The organism is Rhodoferax saidenbachensis, assembly GCF_001955715.1.
Classification (GTDB): Bacteria; Pseudomonadota; Gammaproteobacteria; order Burkholderiales; family Burkholderiaceae_C; genus Allorhodoferax; species Allorhodoferax saidenbachensis.
Genome location: NZ_CP019239.1, coordinates 394,239 through 417,194, shown reverse-complemented (window position 1 = coordinate 417,194; position 22,956 = coordinate 394,239). Strand labels below are relative to the sequence as shown.

Sequence of the window (22,956 nt, the reverse complement as noted above, 5' to 3'; positions counted from 1 at the left end):
ATCAAATTAGTAGCGACTTGCGCAGACCCCATAAGGGCCAAGGCCCGATTTCACACTCAAACAGAAGGCGCCCACCCAGTGGTGGCATCATCCCCTTCCATGAGCGCCGCCCGCATCCCTCCCATCCAGTGCCTGTTGACCTTTGAGACGCTGGCGCGCCTGCGCAGCGTGACCCAGGCGTCCGAAGAGCTGTGCGTGACGCCCAGCGCGGTCAGTCACCGGGTGCGCCAGCTCGAACAGATCATTGGCACCAAGCTGTTTGGCCGGGCCGATTTTTCGCTGACCGTTGAGGGAAGCGAGTATCTGGCCCATGTGCGCGAAGGTCTGGCCACGCTGCAGAAGTTTCCCTCTTCGGCCGCGGCACCGGGTAAACGCAAGCTGCGCCTGGCCGTCACGCCCACCTTTGCACGCTCCCTGCTGATTCCGCGCCTGCGCCAGTTCACCGAGGCTTACCCCGAGATCGACCTCACACTGCAGGTGTCGATTCCGCTGCTCGATGTGGTGGCGGAAGACGCGGATCTGACCGTGCGTTTTGGCCCGGGCCGTTATGCGGACATGGAGTACGTGTGCCTGTCCAAGGACGATGTAACGCCGCTGGCGTCCCCCGCCTTTGTGCGCGAGCACGGTCCGTTTGAGACGCCCCAGGATCTGGAGAGCCTGCCGCTGCTGCGCAGCCCGCTGGAACCCTGGCGCACCTGGTTTGCCGCCAGCGGGCTGGACTGGCCCGAACCGGTGGACGGCTCGCAGTTCAACGACATTGGCCTGATGTGCGACGCCGCCGCGGCCGGCATGGGCATCGCGCTGGTGCGCCTGAAGCTGGGTGCGCCGTGGCTGGAGCATGGCTCGCTGGTGCGCCTGGGCACCAATGAGGTGTTCACACACAGTGTGCCCAGCCCCCACGCCCACTACCTGTGCTGGCGCACCGGCGCCATGGACCGCTGGGAAGTGGCGGCTTTTGCCGACTGGCTCAAGCAGGCAGTGGCGTAGCCATTTCACACCCGCGTGCAAGTTTCTTCACACCACGCCGGTCTGGCCTGCCCTACAGTACACATTCCCCCACCCGGAGCCCGCCCATGAATGCCCCCACCCCATCCGCCACCACAGAATTGCTACAAAAAGCAGAGCTGCAGGCGCAGGTGGTACGGGCGCTACAGGCCCATTTGCCTCTGCATGCACTGCTGTACCAGACCGAAGACACCACGCCCTACGAATGCGACGGCCTGACCGCCTACCGCCAGCGCCCGCTCTTGGTGGCGCTGCCAGAGACAGAGGAACAGGTCGCCGCCGTGCTCAAGGTCTGCCATGCCTTGAACGTGCCCGTGGTGGCACGCGGCGCAGGTACCGGTCTGTCCGGCGGGGCCATGCCACATGCGTTGGGCGTGACGCTGTCACTGGCCAAGTTCAACAAGATCATCCAACTGGACAAACGCAGCCGCACGGCCGTAGTCCAGTGTGGCGTGCGCAACCTGGCCATCAGCGAAGCGGCCGCGCCGCTGGGCCTGTACTACGCACCCGACCCAAGCAGCCAGATTGCCTGCACCATAGGCGGCAACGTGGCCGAGAACTCGGGCGGCGTGCACTGCCTGAAATATGGATTGACACTGCACAACGTGTTGAAGGTGCGCGGTTTCACCATGGAGGGTGAGCCCATCGAGTTTGGTGGCGACGCGCTGGACACACCGGGCTACGACCTGATGAGTGTCATCGTGGGCAGCGAAGGCATGTTGACCGTCATCACCGAGGTGACCGTGAAACTGGTACCCAAGCCCTTACTTGCGCGCTGCATCATGGCCAGTTTTGACGACCTGCGCAAAGCGGGCGATGCCGTGGCCGCCGTAATCGCGCAGGGCATCATCCCGGCCGGACTGGAGATGATGGACAAACCCATGACCGCCGCCGTGGAAGACTTTGTGCACGCGGGCTACGACCTAACTGCTGCCGCCATCCTGCTGTGCGAGAGCGATGGCACGCCCGAAGAGGTGGAAGAAGAAATTGGCCGCATGACCGCCGTACTGCGCAGTGCGGGCGCCACCGCGATTGCAGTGAGCAACAGTGAGGCCGAACGCCTGCGCTTCTGGAGCGGACGCAAGAACGCCTTTCCGGCATCGGGTCGCATCAGCCCCGACTACATGTGCATGGACTCGACCATTCCACGCAACCGCCTGGCTGACATCCTGCTCGCGATTGCCGAGATGGAAAAGAAATACCAGTTGCGCTGCGCCAATGTGTTCCACGCGGGGGACGGCAACCTGCACCCGCTGATCCTGTTTGATGCCAACGACGCCGACCAGTTGCGCCGCTGCGAACTGTTTGGTGCGGAGATTCTGGAAACCAGCGTGGCCATGGGCGGCACAGTCACTGGCGAGCACGGTGTCGGTGTGGAAAAACTCAACAGCATGTGTGTGCAATTCAGCGCGGAGGAAAACGCACAGATGTTTGCACTCAAAGCCGCGTTTGACCCGCAGGGCCTGCTGAACCCCGGCAAGGTGATTCCCACGCTGCAACGCTGCGCCGAATACGGCCGCGAGCTGGTGCGTGGCGGCAAGGTCAAACACCCGGACCTGCCCCGGTTCTAAACCATGCAAGGTCTGCGCGGTTTGGCCTGGTTGCTCGCGCTGCAAAGCGCTGGTGAACTGCTGGCGCGTGGTCTGGCCCTGCCCTTCCCCGGTCCTGTGGTGGGCATGGTGTTGCTGCTGGCGGCACTGCACTGGCCGCTGGTGCGCGAACCGGTGGCCGAGTGCGCCGAGTTTTTGCTCAGCCACTTGTCCTTGCTGTTCATCCCCGTGGGGGTTGGCGTCATGACGCACCTGGCCTTGCTGAGCCAGTACGGTGGACGCATGCTCGTGGTGATCGTGCTATCCACCTGGACCGGCCTGGCCGTCACCGCGCTGGTGCTGTACCACCTGGGCCCTGTGACAGAGGCGGACGATGTCTGACTTTGTCGCGCTGTGGGTTTACCTGTCGGCCACACCGCTGTTTGGGCTGACCGCCACGCTGGTGACCTATGTGCTGGCCCATGCCTTCTACCTGCGGGTGCACCAGGCCGCCTGGGCCAACCCCGTGCTCTGGAGCGTGGTGGTGATTGCAGCGGTGCTGCTGGCCACCGGCGTGTCGTATCCCACGTATTTCTCGGGCGCGCAGTTCATCCACTTTCTGCTCGGGCCCGCCGTGGTGGCCTTGGGCTGGCCGCTGTGGCAACGCCGCGCCCAGGTGCGCCAGCGCTGGGGCCGCTTGCTGCTGGCCTCGCTGCTGGGGGGTGCTGCAGCCAGTGGATCCGCCCTGGCACTGGGCTGGGCCATGGGCTTGCCGGTGGATGTGGTGCTGTCGTTGGCACCCAAGTCCGTCACCGCGCCGGTGGCCATGGGCATTGCGGAAAAGATCGGTGGTATTCCCGCGCTGGCGGCGGTGTTTGCCGTGTTGACCGGGCTCACCGGTGCCTTGAGTGGCAAGCTGCTGTTCACACTGCTCCGGCTGCCGCACAACCACAGCGGCTGGGCCGCACGCGGGTTTGCGCTGGGCACGGCCGCACATGGCATTGGCGCGGCCCGTGCCTTGCAGGTCAATGCCGATGCGGGCGCTTACGCCGGCCTGGCACTGGGCCTGCAAGTGGTACTGGCCTCGCTGCTGATGCCGCTGTTTTTTCGATGAACCATCCCGCACGCCAGCACGGGCGCGCCAACGACAGGAGTGATGCATGCGCAGAACGATAGAGAACCTCGAAGAGTCCAAAATCCGCGAGGTGGCCAATGCCGGTCTGGGCCGCCCGGACGTACTGGCGTTCTGGTTTGGCGAGAGTGACGAAGTCACACCCGACTTCATCCGCCAGGCGGCGGTGGACTCTATCCAGCGCGGCGAAACTTTTTATTCCCACAACCTGGGCCTGCCCGAGCTGCGCACCGAGATTGCGCAGACCATGTCGCGCAAACACCCCCTGCACGGCAACGCCCAGCCGATTGCGATGGAACGCATTGCCGTGACTGCTGGCGGCGTGAACGCGCTGATGCTGGCAGTGCAGGCGCTGGTGGACCCGGGTGACGACGTGGTGGCCGTGACACCCGTGTGGCCCAACCTGACGGCACAGCCGCTGATCATGGGTGCCCACCTGCGCACGGTACCACTCCAGCCCGTGAACGGTGCCTGGACGCTGGACCTGGACCGGTTGCTGGCACAGATCACGGCAGATACCAAGCTGCTGATCGTGAACGCGCCCAACAACCCGACGGGATGGACGCTCAGTACGGAGGAACAACGCGCCATCCTGGACCACTGCCGCCGCACCGGCACCTGGATACTGGCCGACGAGGTCTATGAGAACCTGTACTACGCCCCCAGCGCCCAGGGCTGTGCACCGAGTTTTTTGGACCTGTCCGTGCCCGAAGACCGGCTGGTCGTGGTGCACAGCTTCTCCAAGAGTTTTCTGATGACAGGTTGGCGCCTGGGCTGGATGGTGATGCCGCCCGCATTGACGGTGCCCATGGGCAAGCTGATCGAGTTCAACACCTCCTGCGCCAGCGTGTTTGTGCAGCGCGCCGGCATTGCGGCCTTGCAGCATGCCGATGACGTCACACCACGCGTGGTGGCCCACCTGCAGGCCTGCCGCGATGCACTGGTACCGGCACTGCAGGCATTGCCGGGCTTGTCGCTGGCCACGCCGCAGGGCGGCATGTATGCATTCTTCCAGTTACCCGGTGCCAAGGATTCACTGGAGGTGGCCAAGCGCCTGGTGCGCGAAGCCGGCCTGGGCCTGGCGCCGGGCAATGCCTTTGCGCCCGAGGCCAATGGCTGGCTGCGCTGGTGCTTTGCCTCCAAGGACATCGCCCGCTTGCACGACGGTGTGGCCCGGCTTGCCGACTGGATGCAGCGCGCGCCCAAGTAAGCGGCTCTCCCGGCCGGGTCTTCCTGCCGCAGTGGCGGGTCCAGCGCCGGCGCAACGGCCATTTTCAGCAAGGGCAGGTGCCGCACGGCAGGTTGTGCACCTGCAAGTTAACCGGATGCGCTTTGTACTTCATGCCACGCCGTCATGTTTCGACGCCATAATGAATTCGGCCTTGCCTGAGGCCGTCTTCTTTTTCCTACCTATCTCAGGGAGTATTTCGCATGATCAAATCCGTAGCATCCATTCTGGCGGCAAGCCTGGTAATGGCCGGTTGCGCTAGCCAGCGGTTCAATGTGTCGGGTGATGCGGCCGGTGCCAGCCCCAAAGTGGAAGACAGCCAGACTTTCTTTTTGGACGGCATTGGCCAGTCAAAAACCGTCGATGCTGCGCAGGTCTGTGGCGGCGCCAGCAAGGTTCTGGGCGTGGGCGTGGAACAAACCGGCCCCGAGGTGTTGCTGGGCCTGGTGACACTGGGTATCTACACACCCCGTACGGCACGGGTGTACTGCAAGTAAGCCATTGCTCCTATGCATAACCTGGCTCTTCTGCGGAAGGGCCATTTTTTTGGCATGTGTTTTGCGTTTCCGGTGCTACGCCGAATCTAGAAGCCATTGACGCACGCGGACACATCCACCTCTCACGCAGGAGCCCCCACATGCAGCTCTCCCATTTCAAAACAGCCACCAAGCTGATTGCCGCTTTTGTGTTGGTCGCGTTGATCGGTGCCGCCCTGGGGGCCTATGCGATTTTCAACATGGAAAAAATCGATGCGGCCGACACGCTGATGTACGAGCGTGAGCTGATCGGCCTGTCTCTGTTCAAGGAAGCCAATGTAGAACGCCTCAAAGCGGTGGTCGGATTGCGCGACGCCCTGCTGGCGATGGGCCCGGTAGACCGCCGTAACGCCTTCAAACGCGTGCAGGACGGTCGCGACAAGAGTAACGCTTTGATTGAGCAGGCTGCCCCGTTGTTTACCACCGAAGAGGGCAAAAAACAGCTGGTATTGCTGCGCGAAGCCGCCACCAAGGACCGGCTGGCTGTGGATGAACTCATCAAACGGATTTCCGCTGCTGAATTGCAGCAGCCCAACGAACTGCTGAACTACCTCAAGGACGATGTCGCACCACCCAGTATCCGGTTGGGCAACACCATGACCGGTCTTTCCGAGCTCAAGGAGAAGGAAGCCAAAGCAGCCGCCGACGCCAACACCCAGCTCTACCTGCAGAGCCGCAACATCACGGTGGTGCTGGTGTTGGTCAGCGTAGCCACCGGTATCGGGTTGGGCATTGGGGTGAGCCGCCATGTGACGCGCCCGCTGGCCGTGGCCGTGAACAGCGCCCAGCGCATGAGTGAGGGCGACATGACCGTGCCCCTGAAAGCCAACGGCACCGACGAAACCTCGCAACTGCTGGGTGCGCTGGAGAACATGCGCCAGCGCCTGCAAGGCATTGTGGCGGCGGTACGCGGCAACGCAGAAAGCGTGGCCACCGGCAGCTCCGAAATTGCCCATGGCAACCAAGACCTCTCGTCCCGCACCGAAAGCCAGGCCAGTGCGCTGGAAGAAACCGCCGCATCCATGGAGGAGCTCAGCTCCACCGTCCAACAAAACGCCGACAACGCCCGCCAGGCCAACCAATTGGCCATGAGTGCCTCGACGGTTGCGGTGCAGGGTGGTGAAGTCGTGGGCCAGGTGGTCGAGACCATGAAAGGCATCAACGAATCCAGCCGCAAGATCAGCGACATCATCAGTGTGATCGACGGCATTGCCTTCCAGACGAATATCCTGGCCTTGAATGCAGCGGTAGAAGCTGCGCGTGCCGGTGAGCAGGGCCGTGGCTTTGCCGTGGTGGCCTCCGAAGTCCGCTCCCTGGCGGGCCGCAGTGCCGAAGCCGCCAAAGAAATCAAGACCCTGATCAATGCCAGTGTGGAGCGTGTGACACAAGGCACCACGCTGGTGGACAAAGCCGGTAGCACCATGACCGAAGTGGTCAGCAGCATCAAGCGCGTGACCGACATCATGGGTGCGATCAGCGCGGCCAGCAACGAACAATCGCTGGGCGTGGCCCAGGTCGGTGAAGCCGTCACACAAATGGACCAGGCCACGCAGCAAAACGCGGCGCTCGTGGAAGAGATGGCCGCTGCGGCGAGCAGCCTGCGCACCCAGGCCCAGGACCTGGTGCAGGCCGTGGCCGTGTTCCGCCTCAGCACGGACAGCAGCGACAACGCCGCACCGCTGCAACTGACTAACTAACTGACTAATCCGTTCGCGTTGAGCTTGTCGAAACGCAGGATTTACCAATCGACGAGGGCTTCGACAGGCTCAGCCCGAACGGATACGCCTGCATAACGTCAGGCTACCAGGTGTCGATGGCGGCGCCTGGCAACGGCCCCACCTGGCCCGACTGCAGGCCCGCCACCAGCCAGGTGCGCGTCTGCGCTGGGTCGATCACCGCGTCAATCTCCAGCGTCGCCGCCATGGCAATGGCGCTGCCGTTTTCGTACTGGCGCGCCACCAGTTGCTGGTACAGCGCCTCGCGCTCGGGCCCTTCGGGAACGGCTTCCAGCTCTTTGCGGAAGCCAAGACGCACCGCGCCCTCCAGCCCCATCGCACCAAACTCGCCCGTGGGCCAGGCGACGGTGAACAGCGGTGAATGAAAACCACCCGCCGTCATGGCCATGGCACCCAGGCCGTAGCCCTTGCGCAGCACCACACTCAAATACGGCACACGCAGATGCGCGGCAGCGATAAACATACGACTCACATGGCGCACCTGGGCCGTGGCTTCGGTGTCGGGGCCAACCATAAAACCGGGCGTGTCGACCAGACTCACCAACGGCAGGCCATGCGCGTTGCACAACTGCATAAAACGTGCGGCCTTGTCCGCAGCATCGGCGTCAATCGCCCCGCCCAGGTGCTGAGGGTTATTGGCCAGCAGGCCTACAGGACGCCCTTCAATACGCGCCAGCGCGGTGTGGATGCCCAGGCCAAAGCCGGTGCGCAGCATGAGTAACGAGCCGGTGTCGGCAATACCTTCCATCGCTGTGCGGGCGTCGTAGACGCGCAGGCGGTTCTCCGGTACCACCTCGCGCAGCGCCTCGGCGGGCGGGGCGGTGAAGCTTGCAGTCGCGCCTTGGAACATGGAGAGGTAATGCCGCACAGCGGCCACGGCAGCCGCTTCGTCGTCCACCAGGATGTCAATCACACCATTGGCGTGCTGCACGCTGCTGGGGCCAATCTGCTCGGGCTTGAACACGCCCAGGCCGCCGCCCTCCACCATGGCCGGGCCACCCATGCCGATGTTGCTGGCGCGCGTGGCAATGACCACGTCGCTGCAACCCAAGAGCGCCGCATTACCGGCAAAGCAGCGCCCGGCCGCAATGCCCACCACAGGCACCTGGCCGTTGAGACGCGCAAAACTCGCAAACGTGGCCACATGCAAACCCGCCACGATGGGCATGTCCACATCACCGGGACGGCCACCGCCGCCCTCGGCAAACAGCACCACGGGCAACTTGTTCTGCAGCGCCAACCCCAACATGTGGTCGGTCTTCTGGTGGTTGCGCATGCCCTGGGTGCCGGCCAGTACGGTGGCGTCATAGGCCATCACGACCACACGTTTGCCGTTCACGGCGCCTATGCCCGTCACCATGCCATCGGCTGGCGTGTTCTGCTCCAGATCTTCTTGCGTGCGGCGGCTGCGCTGCGCGGCCACGGCCAGTGCGCCGTATTCGATGAAAGAGCCCGCATCGCACAGGTCTGCAATGTTTTCACGTGCACTGCGCATGCCCTGGGCGTGGCGCTTGGCCATCGCCTCGGGGCGGCTGGCGTCCAAGGTATAGGCTTGGCGCTGCTGCAGCTTCTGCAGATCGGCGCGCAGGCCTTGCACCGATGCAGGCTGCACCTCAGGATTTAGGGTGTTTTTGGCCTCTAGCCCTTGCGCAGCATGCGCAAGACGCTCCCAATTTAATAGCAAATCACCCTCTACCACGGATTCACCTGCAGCATAAAACAGCTCCCCGATGCGCCCGGCCTGGGGGGCGCGGATTTCATGCTCCATCTTCATGGCTTCCAGAATCAGCAACACGTCACCGGCGGCCACCGTGTCACCGGGCTGGACCAGCCATTGCACCAGTTGGGCTTGGAGGGGGGAATGGAGTTCTTGCATGGTCAGGAAAGGTTGTGGCGGCCCAGTATAGGCAGGGCGATTTACCCCGGCTGTCACACACGCGCATCGGGTTATGCTCTGCAAAAAATTTGTCCTATCCCAACACTGGGCCCCACCGTGAACCTTGCTCCCCTGATCCAACTCACCCGCGGCGGCCAGCAGGAAAACCTGCATTTCGGCGCCGTGGCCGTCGTCAACACGCGCGGCCAGCTGCTGGCCCAGGCCGGTGATCCGCACTGGCTGACCTTCACCCGTTCCACGCTCAAGGCGCTGCAGGCTCTGCCCTTTGTCGAAGCCGGTGGCCCCCGACAGTTCGGCTTTTCACAGCCGCAGATTGCCATGCTGTGCGCCAGCCACAGCGGAGAAGACAGCCATGTGCAGGCAACCACCGGCATGCTCGAAAAAGCCGGCCAGACCTACCAAGTGCTGCGCTGCGGCTGCCATGTGCCCTACCACTTCGAACAGACCGGCAAACCGGTGCCGGAAGGCGCCCGTTTTGACGAACGCTACAACAACTGCAGCGGCAAACACGCGGGCTTTGTCGCCTACTGCGTGCAGCACGGCCTGCCGCTGGATGACTACACCGCACCCGACCATCCACTGCAGCAGGCCATCCGCCGCGATGTGGCACGCACCGTGGGTATGGACGCGAATGATTTGAAGCTGGGCGTCGACGGCTGCTCGGCTCCCAACTACGCGATGCCCTTGTCCAAACTGGCCTACGGCTATGCGCGCCTGGCCAGTGGCGCGGCCGATGCGGAGATGGGAGAAAGTTTTGCGCTGTTGGGCGAAGCAATGACGGCGCACCCGGACCTGGTCAGCGGCACCGGTCGCAACGACCTGGCCTTTATGCAAGCCGGGCGCGGCGACTGGGTCACCAAGGTCGGCGCCGACGGCGTGCAGGTGGTCGGCAGCAAGAGCCGCGGCGAGGCCTTTGCGCTGAAGATCATCGACGGCAACAAACCCGCACTGTTTGCCGCTACGGTGGAGGTGCTGGAACAACTGGGCTGGCTCGACGATGCGCAACGCGCGGCCCTGCAGCCCTGGCGCGCGGCCAGCATCATCAACGCACGCGGCCTGCTGGTCGGCGAGCGTCTTCCTGTTTTCACACTCAGCACACCATGAACACACGCATCAGCCTGATAGGCGCACCCACCGACATTGGCGCGGGCAGCCGCGGCGCCAGCATGGGGCCCGAAGCCCTGCGTGTGGCCCAGATCGCCAGTGCGCTGGAAGGGCGCGGCCTGGAAGTGCTGGACCGCGGCAACCTCACCGGCCCCAACAACCCCTGGCTGCCGCCGGTCGACGGCTACCGCCATCTGGCCGAGGTGACGGCGTGGAACCAGTCGCTGCACGATGCGGTGTATGCCGAGTTGCAACTGGGACGCCTGCCCATCGTGCTGGGTGGTGACCACTGCCTGGGCATTGGCTCCATCAGTGCCGTGGCGCGCCACTGCCGTGACACGGGCAAGAAGCTGCGGGTGTTGTGGCTCGATGCGCATGCTGACTTCAACACCAACACCCTCACGCCCAGCGGCAACATTCACGGCATGCCGGTGGCCTGCCTGTGTGGGCACGGGCCACAACAGCTCATCGAAATCGGCGGCCACGTGCCAGCGATTTCACCCAAGTGGGTGCGCCAGATCGGCATCCGCAGCGTGGACGAGGGCGAGAAACGGTTTGTGCACGAGCAAGACCTGGAAGTCTTTGACATGCGTTACATCGACGAGATGGGCATGCGTGCGGCCATGGAGCTGGCCCTGGCACTGACCGATGCCAACACGCATTTGCATGTGAGCTTTGACGTGGACTTTCTGGACCCCGACATCGCCCCGGGTGTGGGCACCACCGTGCGCGGCGGCCCCAATTACCGCGAAGCGCAGCTCTGCATGGAGATGATTGCCGACACCGGCCGCCTGGCCTCACTCGACGTGATGGAACTCAACCCTGCACTGGACGAACGCAACCGCACGGCGCTGGTCGCCGTGGATTTGATCGAATCATTGTTCGGCAAGAGCACCCTGATGCGTAAGTGAGTGCACCCAACCTCAGCTGAGCCGCCGTGTCGCGGTGTTGCCCACATTGAACACCGACACCACCTCAGCCAGTCGCTGGGCCTGCTCATGCAGTGCCGAGGCTGCAGCGGCGGACTGTTCCACCAGCGCGGCGTTCTGCTGCGTCATCTGGTCCAGATTGCCCACGGCCTGATTCACCTGGGCGATACCGTCCCGTTGCTCGGTGGATGCCGCCGTGATTTCACCGATCAAGGCACTCACACGCTGCACGCTGCTGACAATCTCGCCCATGGTCTGACCGGCCTGCTCGACCTGGCGCGAGCCGGTCTCCACGGTTTCAACCGACACGCTGATCAGCGCCTTGATTTCCTTGGCAGCCTCTGCCGAGCGTCCGGCCAGGCTTCGCACTTCACTGGCCACCACGGCAAACCCACGACCCTGCTCACCCGCGCGCGCCGCTTCCACGGCAGCGTTCAGCGCGAGGATGTTGGTCTGAAAGGCAATCCCGTCAATCACGCTGATGATGTCGCCGATCTTGTGGGAAGACGTGGTGATGTGTTGCATGCTCTGCACCACCTGCCCCACCATCTCGCCACCACGTGCCGCTACCTGTGCGGCCTTGGCGGCCAGGTCGTTGGCCTGGCGTGCGGTGTCGGCCGACTGGTTCACGGTGCTGGTCAGTTCTTCCATGCTGGCCGCGGTTTCCTCCAGGTTCGATGCGGTCTGCTCCGTGCGGGCCGACAGGTCGTGGTTGCCGTTGGCAATTTCGCTGGATGCGGTGGACACTGACTCCACGCCGCTGCGCACTTCGGACACCAGCCCACGCAGTTTGACGACCATGTCGGACTGGGCCTGCATCAGAGTGCCAAATTCGTCCTTGCGGTCGTCCCGTGCTTCCTGGGTCAGGTCGCCTGCGGTGATGGCCTGGGCCACCGAGACGGCCCGCGCCAGTGGCTGGGTGATCGAACGCACCAGCAGGAGCGACATGAAGATACCCAACCCAAACACAACCACAACGCTGATGATGGCCACCATGGTCAGGTTCTTGCGAACCTCTTCCAGCGCAGCCCGGGCCGCATCACGCTGCTGTTCCTGCGCAGCAACAAATTTGTCGATGGCGACCAGATAGGCCTCTGCCCTTGGCCGGTACTCTTTGTCCAGAAACGCCTGCTTGGCGGCGGCATCGCCCGATTCCTTCAGCACTTTGGCCTTGTCGCCTTGCCCGCGAATGTCTGCGCGTGTCTTGGCTACGAACTCCAGAGCCTCTTTGTCCAGCGCGGATGTGGCGTCCTTGTTGACCTGCTCCTGCACCGGCGTGATGCGCGCGGTCAACGCAGCCACTCGGGCATCGTAATCTTTTTTCAGGCCTTCGTCGGTCGTCACCAGACTGCCCATGGACAGGGTTACCGCCAATTCGGCCAGCCCCCTCCAGCGCACGGCGGTGGTGATGGTGCCTTCGTACTTGGCGACCATTTGCTGCGTGGCATCGGTCGCCTGGCGGGAGCGCAGCTGAGTCCAGATGGCTGCAGCCAGCATGAGCAACAACAGACCCAGGATCACGACCCACAGTTTGTAGGCCACGCGCAGATTATTGAATTTCATGTCCAACTCCTATTGTCCGGAAACAGGACAGCAGCGGTGCCACCCCAAGTGAGGGGCATCGTACGCGAGTTCGGGCGCGCGGTGTAGTCCCCTACGTGTCCGCAATTACCCTGCTGCCCCTGTTTGGAACACCGCCACCGTCTGCACCAACTCCTGCGCCTGGGACTTGAGACTCCCGGCGGCCGCAGCCATCTGCTCCACCAGGGCAGCATTTTGCTGGGTGGCCTGGTCCATCTGGCTCACGGCCTCGCCGACCTCGGCCACACCGGAGGCTTGCTCGGCACTGGCGGCGCTGATCTCGCCCATGATCTGGGTCACCTCCCGGATGCTGCCCACCACTTCGGTCATGGTGGTGCCAGCCTCGCTCACCAACGCGCTGCCACGCTCCACGCGTGCCACGCTGGTGTCTATCAGGTGCTTGATTTCCTTAGCGGCCTCGGCGCTACGCCCGGCCAGGGATCGCACCTCGCTGGCCACCACGGCAAAGCCGCGTCCCTGTTCGCCGGCACGGGCAGCCTCCACCGCGGCATTCAAGGCCAGGATGTTGGTTTGAAAGGCGATGCCGTCAATGACGCTGATGATGTCAGCTATCTTGCGACTGGCCTCGTTGATGCCCTGCATGGTGTCCACCACCTGCGCCACCACCGTGCCGCCGCGCTCGGCCACCGTGCTGGCATTGCCAGCCAATTGGTTGGCGCGGCGCACGTTCTCCGCCGACTGTTGCACGGTGCTGGTCAGTTGGGCCATGCTGCTGGCCGTGCGCTGCAGGTTGCCCGCGGTCTGCTCGGTGCGGTCGCTCAGGTCCTGGTTGCCGCTGGCAATTTCGGACGAGGCCACCTCAATGCTTGACGCCCCCGAACGCACGGCCGACACGGCGGCGTCCATGCGTGACAGGGTGGCCTTCAGTGCGTTGCCGCCTATGGTTTCCACGACCGCATCACCAATGTTCAGGGCGATGCCATCGGCCCGGTTGACCTGGGCCACCATCATGCCCAGTTCCTCGCCTTCGCGGGCCGTGGTACGCATGCGCACCGCCAGCACCACTTCCATTGCCGACTGCACCACCACATATATGGCATGCAGCACGATGCGCAGGAAATCCGGTTCGGTGGTGCAATACACACCCAATCCCGCAGCCTGCAGGCGGTCAAACAGCACGTGGTGCACGGCAAACAGCGCGGCGCCGAACACGATGACCTTCCAGTCCAGATACACCAGCAGAAAGGCCAGCACCACAAAGACACCAAAGTGCAGCTCGATCATTCCGCGTGCCAGCTGGATATGCAGCGCCACTTGCGCCACCAACACAAAAGTCAGCACATAACGACTCCATGCCGTGCCGGGCGCCATGAAATACACCGCCAACGCGCCCCCCAGCAGCACCGCACTGCCGCCCAGCGCCAGGCCCGACTCCACAAATTGAAGTCCCAACGCCACACTGGCCAGGGTGGCCACGATGGCAGCCATCAGCAAAACGCGATCGCCTAAAAGCATGCGTGCAGAGGCAGGAAGGGCGCTGCTGGTACGAAGATGTTGCATGGGGATTCCGAACGAGGTGTATTTATGGACTGCTTGTTCTTATATCGAAATCCCAGTCTTTTGCCATGTGCATAAACCCCAAGATGCAGCGCGACATGACCATCGTTTGCGTTGGGTCAAACGCCAGCAAAGCCCTCAGCGCGCCTGCAAGGCCTTTTCCACGGCCGCCGTCAGTTGCGTACTCTGCGGCTCGACTTGGCTGGGGAAACTGGCGACGACGCGACCACGGCGGTCCAGCAGGATCTTGTGGAAGTTCCAGCGCGGCATGGCGGCGCCCCCCTTCTCCAGCGCCACGTATAGCGGGTTCTTGCCAGCGCCGCTGACCACCGAGCTGGTGAACATGGGGAACTTCACGCCGTAGGTGTTGAAGCACACATCTGCCGTTTCCTGGGCCGACTTGGCCTCTTGTTTGAAATCGTTGGAGGGAAATCCCAGCACCACCAAACCACGCGCGTAGTACTTGGCATACAGCGCCTCCAGCCCTTCAAACTGAGGCGTGAACCCACAGTAGCTGGCGGTATTCACCACCAACACGACCTTGCCTGCGTACTGGCACAGGTTCTGTGTGCTCTCGTCTTGCAGACGGAGAAACTGGTGCTGCAACACGACCGGGCAGGCAGACGCAGCAGGTGTCGGCGCCTTGTCCACCGTTTGCGCCACTACGGCGCCGCCACCCGCCAGCAAGGCCCCGAACAGCAAGACAACCAAAGTTTTACGAAAGAACATGCAGTCGCTCCAGAGTTCTGGCCCGCATTTTCCACCGAACTCAGCGTTGCTGCACAGCAGCGAGCTGTCGATGCTTACTTGCAAACAGTGCTTTTCTAGGCACTCTCTCGCACACTTTGCACAGCCAATGCCATCGCGCACGCCACGCCATCGAGTACCGGGACACCAAAACGTGCGCCAATCGCATCGCCATACCCGGTCAACCCCCCGGAAGCCAGAAGAATGGCTTGTGCGCCGTCTTCTTTGAGTGATTTTTCAACCGTCGCCGCGATTCGCTCCAAAGTATCGCCTTGCGCACTTGCAGCTGCGGCAACTCCGATACCCGCCGCACGCACCACGCATTCATCCCCACCACCATACCGTTGCAAAAGCGAACGGATGCCGGGCACAGCGGAATGTACCGTCGTAATCACCGCAAATCGTGGCGATGTCGCCCGCGCAGCGGCAATCCCTGCCTCGCAGGTTCCAATCACTGGCACCGCCACGAACTGGCGCAGGGCATCCAGCGCGATGTCATCAAAACACGCCAGCACATAGGCGGCATAAGGCTTCTCCTGATGCCCCTGGATCAGCCGGATGACCTGCACTTCCGCTTCGGCGCGCTCCGCCGCACTTTCAATGGAGAGTGGCCCTTCGCTGGGATTGACAACCTCCAGCCACAGGTCAGGCGACTGGAATGCCTCAGCCGCCAGCCTGACCCGCTGGCTTACGAGCGGATTGGTGTTGGGGTTGATGACGAGGATGCGTTGCGCAGTACCGGCGTGCACGGCGGAGGCAGACTCGGTCATGAGCCGCTCATGGATTTGGGCAACCACAGGGCCAAATCGGGCCACAGGATGAGCAATACAGTGAAGCCGATCATGATGAAGACATACGGCAAGGCACCCACCACAACGTCGCTGAAGCTTCCACCATCACGCCGCAGCCCTTGCACGACGAACAGATTCATCCCCACCGGGGGCGTAATCAGGGCGATCTCGCACATCACCACAATGAAGATGCCGAACCACACCGGGTCCACTCCCACCGCGATCACCATAGGGACGGCAATCGGCACAGTGAGCACCAGCATGGACATGGCGTCCATAAACATGCCAAGAATAATGTAGAAGACCACGAGCAGTAGCAGCAAAGTGATCTGGTTCAAGCCCAAAGTGGCTACCCATTGCGTTACCGCTTGTGCAGCCCCCAGCATGGACAAGGTCACGTTGAGCAACAAGGCGCAAACAATGATCAAAACCACCATGCCGGTAGTCCGCGCAGACTGGGTAAAGCAATGCTCCAGCAAAGACCACTGCAGCCGACCCGCTCGCCAGACAAAGAAAAGCGACACCATCACGCCCAAGGCTGCGGACTCGGTAGGCGTTGCCAAACCACCGTAGATACTGCCCATGACTACAAGAAAGATCACGCCGGGTGGTACCAGGTGGCGCAGCAGGGCGATCTTGTCCGACATGGGAAGATCCACCCCCCTGTCGTTGCGCCCCGCCTTACTGTGAAATACAAAAATGTAGAGAGAGAAAAGTGCCGTCATCACCAGCCCAGGCACCACACCCGCAATGAATAGCTGGCCCACAGACACATTGGCCAGCGACCCATACACCAGCAAATTGACGCTTGGGGGAATCAAAATGCCCAGCGTACCTCCGGCGGCCAAGGAGCCCAGCGACGCGGCCAGGGGATAACCACGCGCTTGCAGGGCAGGCAAGGCAACTGTGCCCACCGTGGCGGCCGTTGCCACAGAGGATCCGGACGTGGCGGAGAACAACGCACAGGTTCCAATGTTGGTATGCAGCAACCCGCCGGGCAGGCGGCCCAACCAGACGGCCAACGCGTCGAACATCTTGTCAGCGATACCGCCGCGCAGAAGGATTTCACCCAGCAGCATGAAAAGGGGAATCGCCGTCATGACGGAGTTGTTTAACGTGCCCCAGACGACGCCGCCCATCATGTCCACCAACGGCATGCCGTAGGCCAGATAGCCCCCCAATGTGCCCACTGCGATGATGCAGAACGCCACCGGCAGGCTCAGAAACATGAGGGCCAGCATGACGGCAAAGCCCAACGCAATCAATGTAATGCTCATGGCAGGACTCCTTTAGCGCCGTTGCAGGTCATCGAGCTCTGCCTTGAGCTCATCTTCTGTGGACTCAGGACCAAAGCGCTTTCGAAGGCCCTCCCAGTCACGCCGTGCCAAAAGATTCAGCACCTGCAGCATCAACCACACCGCAGGCAGTGCAAATGCCAGCATGGCAATCAACCACAGAGCTTGCGGATAGATCAGCGGCGTAGCCCAAGGGGTCTGCGCAATGGACTGGTATTGCCGCGTGTCGAGCACGTTTTGCACCGTGAAAAACAGCAAGAACACCGCCAGCGCCCCCAAGGACAACACCGCCGCCGCATCGAGCATGGCCTGGCGCTTGGGCGCGAGTTTGAGGTACAGCAAGTTGATCCGAATATGGGATCGCTCCAATAGCGCTACCGCAAAGGCGAGTGGCGCCCCCAATGCAATGGCGTAGCCGGACAGCTCATCCACCCCTCCCAGAGAGAAAGAGAACAGCTTGCGAAGGAGGGTCTCCAGCGTCACGGCGGCAGAGAGGACAAGCATCATGACGCCAAAAATCAGGCTTGCGACACGGGTGTAACGTTGCATGGTGGACTCCCGATATCCGTGTGGTTCAGAGACCTGCGCCGATGGTGGCTTTCCAGTCGGCCTCGCAGCGCGGGTTCACCGCGTTGCACTGTTTGGCCCAGACCGGCAATGACCGTTCAGTCAGGGCTGCTTTCACCGTGGCCAGGTCGGTTGCGGTCACCGGCACGGCTGTCAGCTTGTAGGGTTTGCCCAAATTGCAGGGGTTGGCGCCCGTGTTGCAGCGCATCGCGTCGTCGTAGAGTTCCTGTGAATAGGACCAAATATCTGCGACCAGCCCTTCAACCGCTTTCTGGAGTTTGCCTTGGTCCGCGGGCGAGAGTTTGTTCCACGTTGTCAGATTGATGGCGTAACCGTTGACTGCGAGTTGCAGCGCCAAAGGCAGCACGGTCGTGGTGGCCTCGGGCCAGCCGCCGGAGTTGGCTGACGCAGGTCCGGTAATGGCGCAGTCCACCACACCGCGCGCCAAAGATTGCTGGACCTCGCCAAACGGCATCGGCACCCCCGTTGCTCCCAGCCCCGCCACAAAATTGGCGCTGCTTTGGTCGCCCACCCGAATCTTCATGCCCTTCAGATCCGCCAAGCCCTTGATCTGGGGTTTGCAGAAGATAACTTGAGGGCCTGCTGGCCAGACGCCCAGTAGTTTGGCGTTGAAGCTCGATTGCAGGCGCTTGTCCAAGGTAGAAAAGTAGGCTGCAGTGTTCTTTTTGCCAGCTTCGAAACTGGGGTTCAAGCCCACCAGGTCCAGGCCCATGACGGTTGGTTCATCACGGCTGACCTGAGGACCGCGGATGGAAACAATATTGAACAGGCCCGACTTGAGCACGCGCAACCCGTCCGTATCGGGAATGCCCGCTACATCCACAGGAACATATTGGAGCGAGATATTCATCCCCGACTTGGCTGCCAAGCCCTCAAAGAAGGGTTGCTCTTTGTTCTTTTGAATCAACCCAGAACCTGCCGGCTGGCCCAGAACCTTGATGCTCAATGGCTCCGACTGCGCGGTCGTGGCGCCGCTGGCCGCCCAGGCTGCAATGGACAAAGTGATGCAACGCACCGTACTGACAGCGAAAAAGCGTGAAGACATGGTGACTCCTTAAGTTGGACAAGATCGGCAAACGAAACCCCCTCGGCTCCGACACGGACGAGGAACGCAAGTTTCTTGCCAACCTATATGAAACTATAATTTCATATAGGAAACACCACAAGCAGGGAAAACACCCAGCACGTGATGCACCAAATCGGCAGCAAATATGGCACCCAAAGAGTGCCTGCGCCCTGAATGGGGTACAGATTTGGGTAGGGAGCGATGAAAGCGAGGGGCGGAACGCCCGGGCGGCGAACGAGGGCCTAAAGCTCCTCCAGGCCGTCGTTCAGTGCCTCGATACCTCGCAGGCGCTTGCGTCCTGCGGGGCCGGCCTGCTCAATCGCACGTGTCGCCAGAAGATGGCACACGGCGGTCACCGCCACATGGTTGAACAACGGTCCCGGGGCGAGGGACTGGCACCGGAAATGCCACGCTGCGCCGTTCTGAAAAGGTACACCTTCATCGGTGATGTACAGCAGCTTGGCTTTACTGTCTGCGATGGCATTGAGCAACAGGTCCATGCGGGCTACCCGCCGACGCAATCCAAAGACGATCACCAGATCGTCCGGAGTACAGCTCACCAAATGCTCCCCCATGGTCTGTCCCCCACCGGGGATGGCGACGATCTGCTCCACCACCTGCGTCAGTTGCCACTGCAGGTAGGCGGCAAACGCATGGCTGCTGCGAAAGCCAATGACCCATACCTTGCGTGCCGCCAAAATGGCCCGCGCTGCAGCGTCGATCTGCGCGTCTGTGATCGACAAAAAGGAGGCCTCCAGATTGGCAATGCCTTGGGCGACGTGGGCCACCACGGACTGCACCGACGAGACATCGGCCGATGTACTTAGAAACAGGCGTGATCCGGTCTGTTTTTCTTCGCGTGCATGGCGCCTGGCTTCTTCGTAACTCTCGTACCCCAAACGCTTGATGAACCGGGATACCGTCGCTTTCGACACGTGGGCCAATCCCGCCAGTTCGGAGCCTGAATAACTGGCCAGTTCACCAGGAAAATCACAAACAAACTCCCCCAGGCGACGCTCGGCAGGGTGCAACCCAGGCATGGCGCTGCGAACACGGGTGAGAAACGAGCGATCCTTGGATGACATGGCGAACGGTTGCAGCAGGTAGTGGATGAAACCAGAGTTTCACCGCATTCTGCACCAGCCGCCAGCCGGACCCGCCCACATTCGCAGCGGCAGCACAGATAGGTTTCAGTGCATGCTGGCCAGCAGCGCAGCGTTGCCGCCTGCGGCCGTGGTGTTGACGGTGATGGTCTGCTCGGCACAGAAGCGGGCCAGGTAGTGCGGGCCACCGGCTTTGGGGCCGGTACCGCTCAGGCCCTCGCCGCCAAACGGCTGCACACCCACCACCGCGCCGATCTGGTTGCGGTTGATGTAGACATTACCCACATGCGACGCACGTGCCAGCGCCTGGGCGCGGCTGTCGATGCGGGTCTGGATGCCGATGGTCAGGCCGTAACCCAGTGCGTTGATCTGTTCGATAACCGCAAGCGGATCACCGCTCCAGCGCACGATGTGCAACACCGGGCCAAAAATCTCCTGCTGCATCGCCGCAATGCTGGGCACTTCAAAAGCCTGCGGAGGGATCAGATTCGCTATTGAATTAGTAGCTGCTTGCGCAATACCTGCGGGGGCTAGAAGCCGTTTTGACTCTGAATTCAGGCGCAGCAGGTGTTTCTGGATGCCGTCAAAGGCCTCGCGGTCAATCACCGGGCCCACATCGGTGGCCAGATCGGCCGGGTCACCCGCCACCAGTTCCTGTGCGGCGCCGCGGATCATCGCGATCACCGGATCGGCAATTTGTTCGTGCAGGCACAGAAGGCGCAGCGCCGAGCAGCGCTGGCCCGCGCTGCGGAAAGCGCTTTGCACGACAGCGTCGCTGACCTGTTCAGGCAGCGCGGTGCTGTCCACCACCATCGCGTTGATGCCGCCCGTCTCGGCGATCAGCGGGACGATGGGGCCGTCTTTGGCGGCCAGCGCGCGGTGGATGATCTTGGCCACCTGCGTGGAGCCGGTGAACACCACACCGGCCACGCCGGGCTGCGCCACCAATGCGGCGCCCACGGTGTCACCGGCACCGTGCAACAGTTGCAGTGCGTCGGCTGGCACACCGGCAGCGTGCAGCAGGCGCACGGCTTCCAGCGCCACGCCGGGTGTTTGTTCAGCGGGCTTGGCCAGCACGGTGTTACCGGTGGCCAGCGCGGCGGCGACTTGGCCCGCAAAGATGGCCAGCGGGAAATTCCAGGGGCTGATGCAGACCCACACACCGCGCGCGATCAGGCGCAGCTCGTTCGATTCGCCCGTCGGCCCCGGCATGGCGATGGGCGCCATGATGCGTTCGGCCTCGTCTGCGTAGTAGCGCAAGAAGTCCACCGCCTCGCGCACCTCGGCCACGGCGTCGCCCCAGGTCTTGAAGGCTTCCTTGACCAGCAGTGCGCAGAAGTGCGGCGTCTGCGCCTGCAGCGCATCGGCGGCACGGCGCAGTATGGCGGCGCGCTCGGTCACGCCTGTTTTGCTCCACTTTTGATAGCTGCTTGCGCAGTCTGCATAAGCGTCAGGGATGTTTTTGACATCAAATTCTGGCACCTGCGGTACCTGTACCGCGGCGTAAGCGGCCAGCAGCGGATCGCGCATGGCGGGCACCGTCAGGTCCAGCCCGGTGCTGTTGGCGCGCGCGCCGGCATGGCTGCCAAACAGCACAGGGGGCAGCGGCAGGCTGGTATGGGGCTCCAGGCGCAGCGGCGAGATCAGCAGCTCTTCCATGCCCACCGATTCGTCGGCCAGCTGGTGCACAAACGATGAGTTGGCACCGTTCTCCAGCAGGCGGCGCACCAGGTAGGCCAGCAGGTCGCGGTGTGCACCCACGGGGGCGTAGACGCGGCAGGACACCAACGGGTTCTTCAGCACCTCGCGGTACACGCCCTCGCCCATGCCATGCAGGCGCTGCAGCTCAAACGGCACACCGGTCTTGGCGGCCATCTGCAATATGGCGGCGATGGTGGCGGCATTGTGTGTGGCGAACTGCGGGTAGATCGCGTCGGGCGCGTCCAGCAGTGCACGCGCACACGCCAGGTAGGACACGTCGGTGTGGTGCTTGTGCGTGAACACCGGGTAATGCGGCAGGCCCTGCTCCTGCGCGCGCTTGATCTCGGCGTCCCAATACGCGCCCTTGACCAGGCGGCACATCAGGCGCAGCTTGTACTTGCGGCCCAGCACGGCCACGTGTTCTATGAGTTCCAGCGCACGCGTCTGGTAGGCCTGCATGGCTAGGCCAAAACCGGTCCACGCTGGGTGGTGCTGTGCCACTCTGGCCGTGAGCGCCTCCAGCACTTCGAGGGACAGCTCCAGGCGGTCGACCTCTTCGGCGTCGATGGTGAGGTTGATGTTGGCGCGGGCCGCCGCGTCACACAGATCCCAGACACGCGGCACCAGCTCGGCCATGACGCGCGGGCTTTGTGCATCTTCGTAACGCGGGTGCAAAGCGGAGAGCTTGATGGATATACCGTCGTTTTGTTCCAAAGCCCCCGTCTGATTTGTGCGAGCAGCTATGAATTCAATAGCATCCTTGTAACTCTTGAGGTAACGCAACGCGTCTTCATCGGTGCGTGCCCCCTCGCCCAGCATGTCGTACGAGAAACGCACGCCGATGCGTTTGCGCGCCACGTCGGCTTCTTTCACCGCTTCAGCCATGGTCTGGCCCAGCACAAACTGGCGGCCCAGCAACTGCACCGCACGCAGCGTGGCCGCAACAACCGTCTTGGCACCCAGTTTCCCCATGAGTCCCGACTCCTGCGCATCGGGCAAAAAGTGCTTGGACATCGCAATGGCCGTGCTGGACAATCGCGCCAGCACCTTGTCGCCAGACGCGTCAAAGTCGGCGCGGCCCAGTTGGTCGGCAGTGAGGGCGATGGCGGTCTCGGCATCCGGTACGCGCAACAAGGCTTCGGCCAGTCGCATCAGGGCCAGGCCCTCAGCGCTGGAAATGGGGTACTCCTTGAGCAGGCTTTCCATGGCCCAGAACGGCGGCGGGTTGTCGCGCACGGCCTGCACCCAGGGGGCGGCGGTTTTGGCGGCGGCGTGCCAGTCCAGCCCCGCGCTGACCACCTGCAGGCGGTGGGCCACCACCTCGGATTCGGGGCGGTAGGGGAAAGGCAGGCGTTGGGAAACGGTCATGGTGGGCTCGACTTCGTATTGGTGAATACGCTATGTTTACGCTTTTAGTGGTTAATTAATGGTTGTATTTTTGGTCTTTTATAGATAATTACTCGGCACCCA

18 protein-coding genes and 1 pseudogene are annotated in these 22,956 nt (G+C 62.6%); 9 read left to right on the top strand and 10 right to left on the bottom strand.

Annotation, left to right across the window (positions count from 1 at the left end):
* The first annotated feature begins 99 nt into the window (after positions 1-99).
* From RS694_RS02020 to RS694_RS20965, 7 genes are all read left to right on the top strand, one after another.
* Positions 100-987: a LysR substrate-binding domain-containing protein gene (locus RS694_RS02020; protein ID WP_029708320.1), complete on the top strand. Its 888-nt coding sequence runs from the start codon at positions 100-102 to the stop codon at positions 985-987.
* A gap of 86 nt (positions 988-1,073) precedes the next feature.
* Positions 1,074-2,576, top strand: a complete 1,503-nt coding sequence (locus RS694_RS02015; protein WP_076069263.1) for an FAD-linked oxidase C-terminal domain-containing protein — start codon at positions 1,074-1,076, stop codon at positions 2,574-2,576.
* A gap of 3 nt (positions 2,577-2,579) precedes the next feature.
* Complete coding sequence (locus RS694_RS02010) at positions 2,580-2,936, top strand: CidA/LrgA family protein (protein WP_029708992.1); 357 nt, start codon at positions 2,580-2,582, stop codon at positions 2,934-2,936.
* Positions 2,929-3,648, top strand: coding sequence for an LrgB family protein (locus tag RS694_RS02005; RefSeq protein ID WP_029708993.1), 720 nt, complete (start codon positions 2,929-2,931; stop codon positions 3,646-3,648). Before RS694_RS02010 ends, RS694_RS02005 begins: the two co-directional genes overlap by 8 nt.
* A 46-nt stretch (positions 3,649-3,694) precedes the next feature.
* On the top strand, positions 3,695-4,876 hold the full coding sequence (locus tag RS694_RS02000) for a pyridoxal phosphate-dependent aminotransferase (RefSeq protein ID WP_029708994.1): 1,182 nt from the start codon (positions 3,695-3,697) through the stop codon (positions 4,874-4,876).
* Between the two features lie 221 nt (positions 4,877-5,097).
* Positions 5,098-5,391 (top strand): Bor family protein, encoded by a 294-nt coding sequence (locus tag RS694_RS01995; protein WP_029708995.1) that lies wholly within the window; start codon positions 5,098-5,100, stop codon positions 5,389-5,391.
* 140 nt (positions 5,392-5,531) lie between these two features.
* The gene (locus RS694_RS20965) at positions 5,532-7,127 is read left to right on the top strand and encodes a methyl-accepting chemotaxis protein (RefSeq protein WP_051392041.1); all 1,596 of its coding nucleotides are present in this window, start codon (positions 5,532-5,534) and stop codon (positions 7,125-7,127) included.
* A gap of 103 nt (positions 7,128-7,230) precedes the next feature.
* Here the strand turns inward: RS694_RS20965 and RS694_RS01985 are convergent.
* Positions 7,231-9,033: pseudogene (locus tag RS694_RS01985) on the bottom strand (carboxyl transferase domain-containing protein); the annotation flags it as partial.
* Between the two features lie 126 nt (positions 9,034-9,159).
* Here RS694_RS01985 and RS694_RS01980 point away from each other — a divergent pair.
* On the top strand, positions 9,160-10,167 hold the full coding sequence (locus tag RS694_RS01980; protein WP_029708998.1) for an asparaginase: 1,008 nt from the start codon (positions 9,160-9,162) through the stop codon (positions 10,165-10,167).
* Entirely contained in the window at positions 10,164-11,078 is a 915-nt protein-coding gene (rocF, locus tag RS694_RS01975) for an arginase (RefSeq protein WP_029708999.1), read from the top strand. Before RS694_RS01980 ends, rocF begins: the two co-directional genes overlap by 4 nt.
* 12 nt (positions 11,079-11,090) lie before the next feature.
* Here rocF and RS694_RS01970 read toward each other — a convergent pair whose 3' ends face one another.
* From RS694_RS01970 to RS694_RS01930, 9 genes are all read right to left on the bottom strand, one after another.
* A complete protein-coding gene (locus tag RS694_RS01970; RefSeq protein WP_029709000.1) occupies positions 11,091-12,659 on the bottom strand; it encodes a methyl-accepting chemotaxis protein in 1,569 nt (522 codons plus the stop codon).
* Between the two features lie 105 nt (positions 12,660-12,764).
* The gene (locus tag RS694_RS20960) at positions 12,765-14,198 is read right to left on the bottom strand and encodes a methyl-accepting chemotaxis protein (protein ID WP_029709001.1); all 1,434 of its coding nucleotides are present in this window, start codon (positions 14,196-14,198) and stop codon (positions 12,765-12,767) included.
* Between the two features lie 135 nt (positions 14,199-14,333).
* Positions 14,334-14,924, bottom strand: coding sequence for a glutathione peroxidase (locus RS694_RS01960; RefSeq protein WP_029709002.1), 591 nt, complete (start codon positions 14,922-14,924; stop codon positions 14,334-14,336).
* A gap of 95 nt (positions 14,925-15,019) precedes the next feature.
* A complete protein-coding gene (locus RS694_RS01955) occupies positions 15,020-15,712 on the bottom strand; it encodes an aspartate/glutamate racemase family protein (RefSeq protein ID WP_051392042.1) in 693 nt (230 codons plus the stop codon).
* A complete protein-coding gene (locus RS694_RS01950; protein WP_029709004.1) occupies positions 15,709-17,010 on the bottom strand; it encodes a TRAP transporter large permease in 1,302 nt (433 codons plus the stop codon). The genes RS694_RS01955 and RS694_RS01950 overlap by 4 nt, the downstream gene beginning before the upstream one ends.
* 12 nt (positions 17,011-17,022) lie before the next feature.
* Complete coding sequence (locus RS694_RS01945) at positions 17,023-17,577, bottom strand: TRAP transporter small permease subunit (protein ID WP_029709005.1); 555 nt, start codon at positions 17,575-17,577, stop codon at positions 17,023-17,025.
* Positions 17,578-17,602: 25 nt separating this feature from the next.
* A complete protein-coding gene (locus RS694_RS01940) occupies positions 17,603-18,661 on the bottom strand; it encodes a TRAP transporter substrate-binding protein (RefSeq protein ID WP_037248024.1) in 1,059 nt (352 codons plus the stop codon).
* A 263-nt stretch (positions 18,662-18,924) separates the two neighbouring features.
* Positions 18,925-19,767: a MurR/RpiR family transcriptional regulator gene (locus RS694_RS01935; protein WP_029709007.1), complete on the bottom strand. Its 843-nt coding sequence runs from the start codon at positions 19,765-19,767 to the stop codon at positions 18,925-18,927.
* A 105-nt stretch (positions 19,768-19,872) separates the two neighbouring features.
* Complete coding sequence (locus RS694_RS01930) at positions 19,873-22,854, bottom strand: L-glutamate gamma-semialdehyde dehydrogenase (protein WP_029709008.1); 2,982 nt, start codon at positions 22,852-22,854, stop codon at positions 19,873-19,875.
* Between the last annotated feature and the right edge of the window lie 102 nt (positions 22,855-22,956).

Coding starts and splice junctions, on each gene's coding strand:
- RS694_RS01930 (WP_029709008.1), bottom strand. CDS start 22,854: ATGACCGTTTCCCAACGCCTGCCTTTCCCCTACCGCCCCGAATCCGAG.
- RS694_RS02015 (WP_076069263.1), top strand. CDS start 1,074: ATGAATGCCCCCACCCCATCCGCCACCACAGAATTGCTACAAAAAGCA.
- RS694_RS01995 (WP_029708995.1), top strand. CDS start 5,098: ATGATCAAATCCGTAGCATCCATTCTGGCGGCAAGCCTGGTAATGGCC.
- RS694_RS02005 (WP_029708993.1), top strand. CDS start 2,929: ATGTCTGACTTTGTCGCGCTGTGGGTTTACCTGTCGGCCACACCGCTG.
- RS694_RS01935 (WP_029709007.1), bottom strand. CDS start 19,767: ATGTCATCCAAGGATCGCTCGTTTCTCACCCGTGTTCGCAGCGCCATG.
- RS694_RS02010 (WP_029708992.1), top strand. CDS start 2,580: ATGCAAGGTCTGCGCGGTTTGGCCTGGTTGCTCGCGCTGCAAAGCGCT.
- RS694_RS02000 (WP_029708994.1), top strand. CDS start 3,695: ATGCGCAGAACGATAGAGAACCTCGAAGAGTCCAAAATCCGCGAGGTG.
- RS694_RS01950 (WP_029709004.1), bottom strand. CDS start 17,010: ATGAGCATTACATTGATTGCGTTGGGCTTTGCCGTCATGCTGGCCCTC.
- RS694_RS01955 (WP_051392042.1), bottom strand. CDS start 15,712: ATGACCGAGTCTGCCTCCGCCGTGCACGCCGGTACTGCGCAACGCATC.
- RS694_RS20965 (WP_051392041.1), top strand. CDS start 5,532: ATGCAGCTCTCCCATTTCAAAACAGCCACCAAGCTGATTGCCGCTTTT.
- RS694_RS01960 (WP_029709002.1), bottom strand. CDS start 14,924: ATGTTCTTTCGTAAAACTTTGGTTGTCTTGCTGTTCGGGGCCTTGCTG.
- RS694_RS01970 (WP_029709000.1), bottom strand. CDS start 12,659: ATGAAATTCAATAATCTGCGCGTGGCCTACAAACTGTGGGTCGTGATC.
- RS694_RS02020 (WP_029708320.1), top strand. CDS start 100: ATGAGCGCCGCCCGCATCCCTCCCATCCAGTGCCTGTTGACCTTTGAG.
- RS694_RS01940 (WP_037248024.1), bottom strand. CDS start 18,661: ATGTCTTCACGCTTTTTCGCTGTCAGTACGGTGCGTTGCATCACTTTG.
- RS694_RS20960 (WP_029709001.1), bottom strand. CDS start 14,198: ATGCAACATCTTCGTACCAGCAGCGCCCTTCCTGCCTCTGCACGCATG.
- RS694_RS01945 (WP_029709005.1), bottom strand. CDS start 17,577: ATGCAACGTTACACCCGTGTCGCAAGCCTGATTTTTGGCGTCATGATG.
- rocF (WP_029708999.1), top strand. CDS start 10,164: ATGAACACACGCATCAGCCTGATAGGCGCACCCACCGACATTGGCGCG.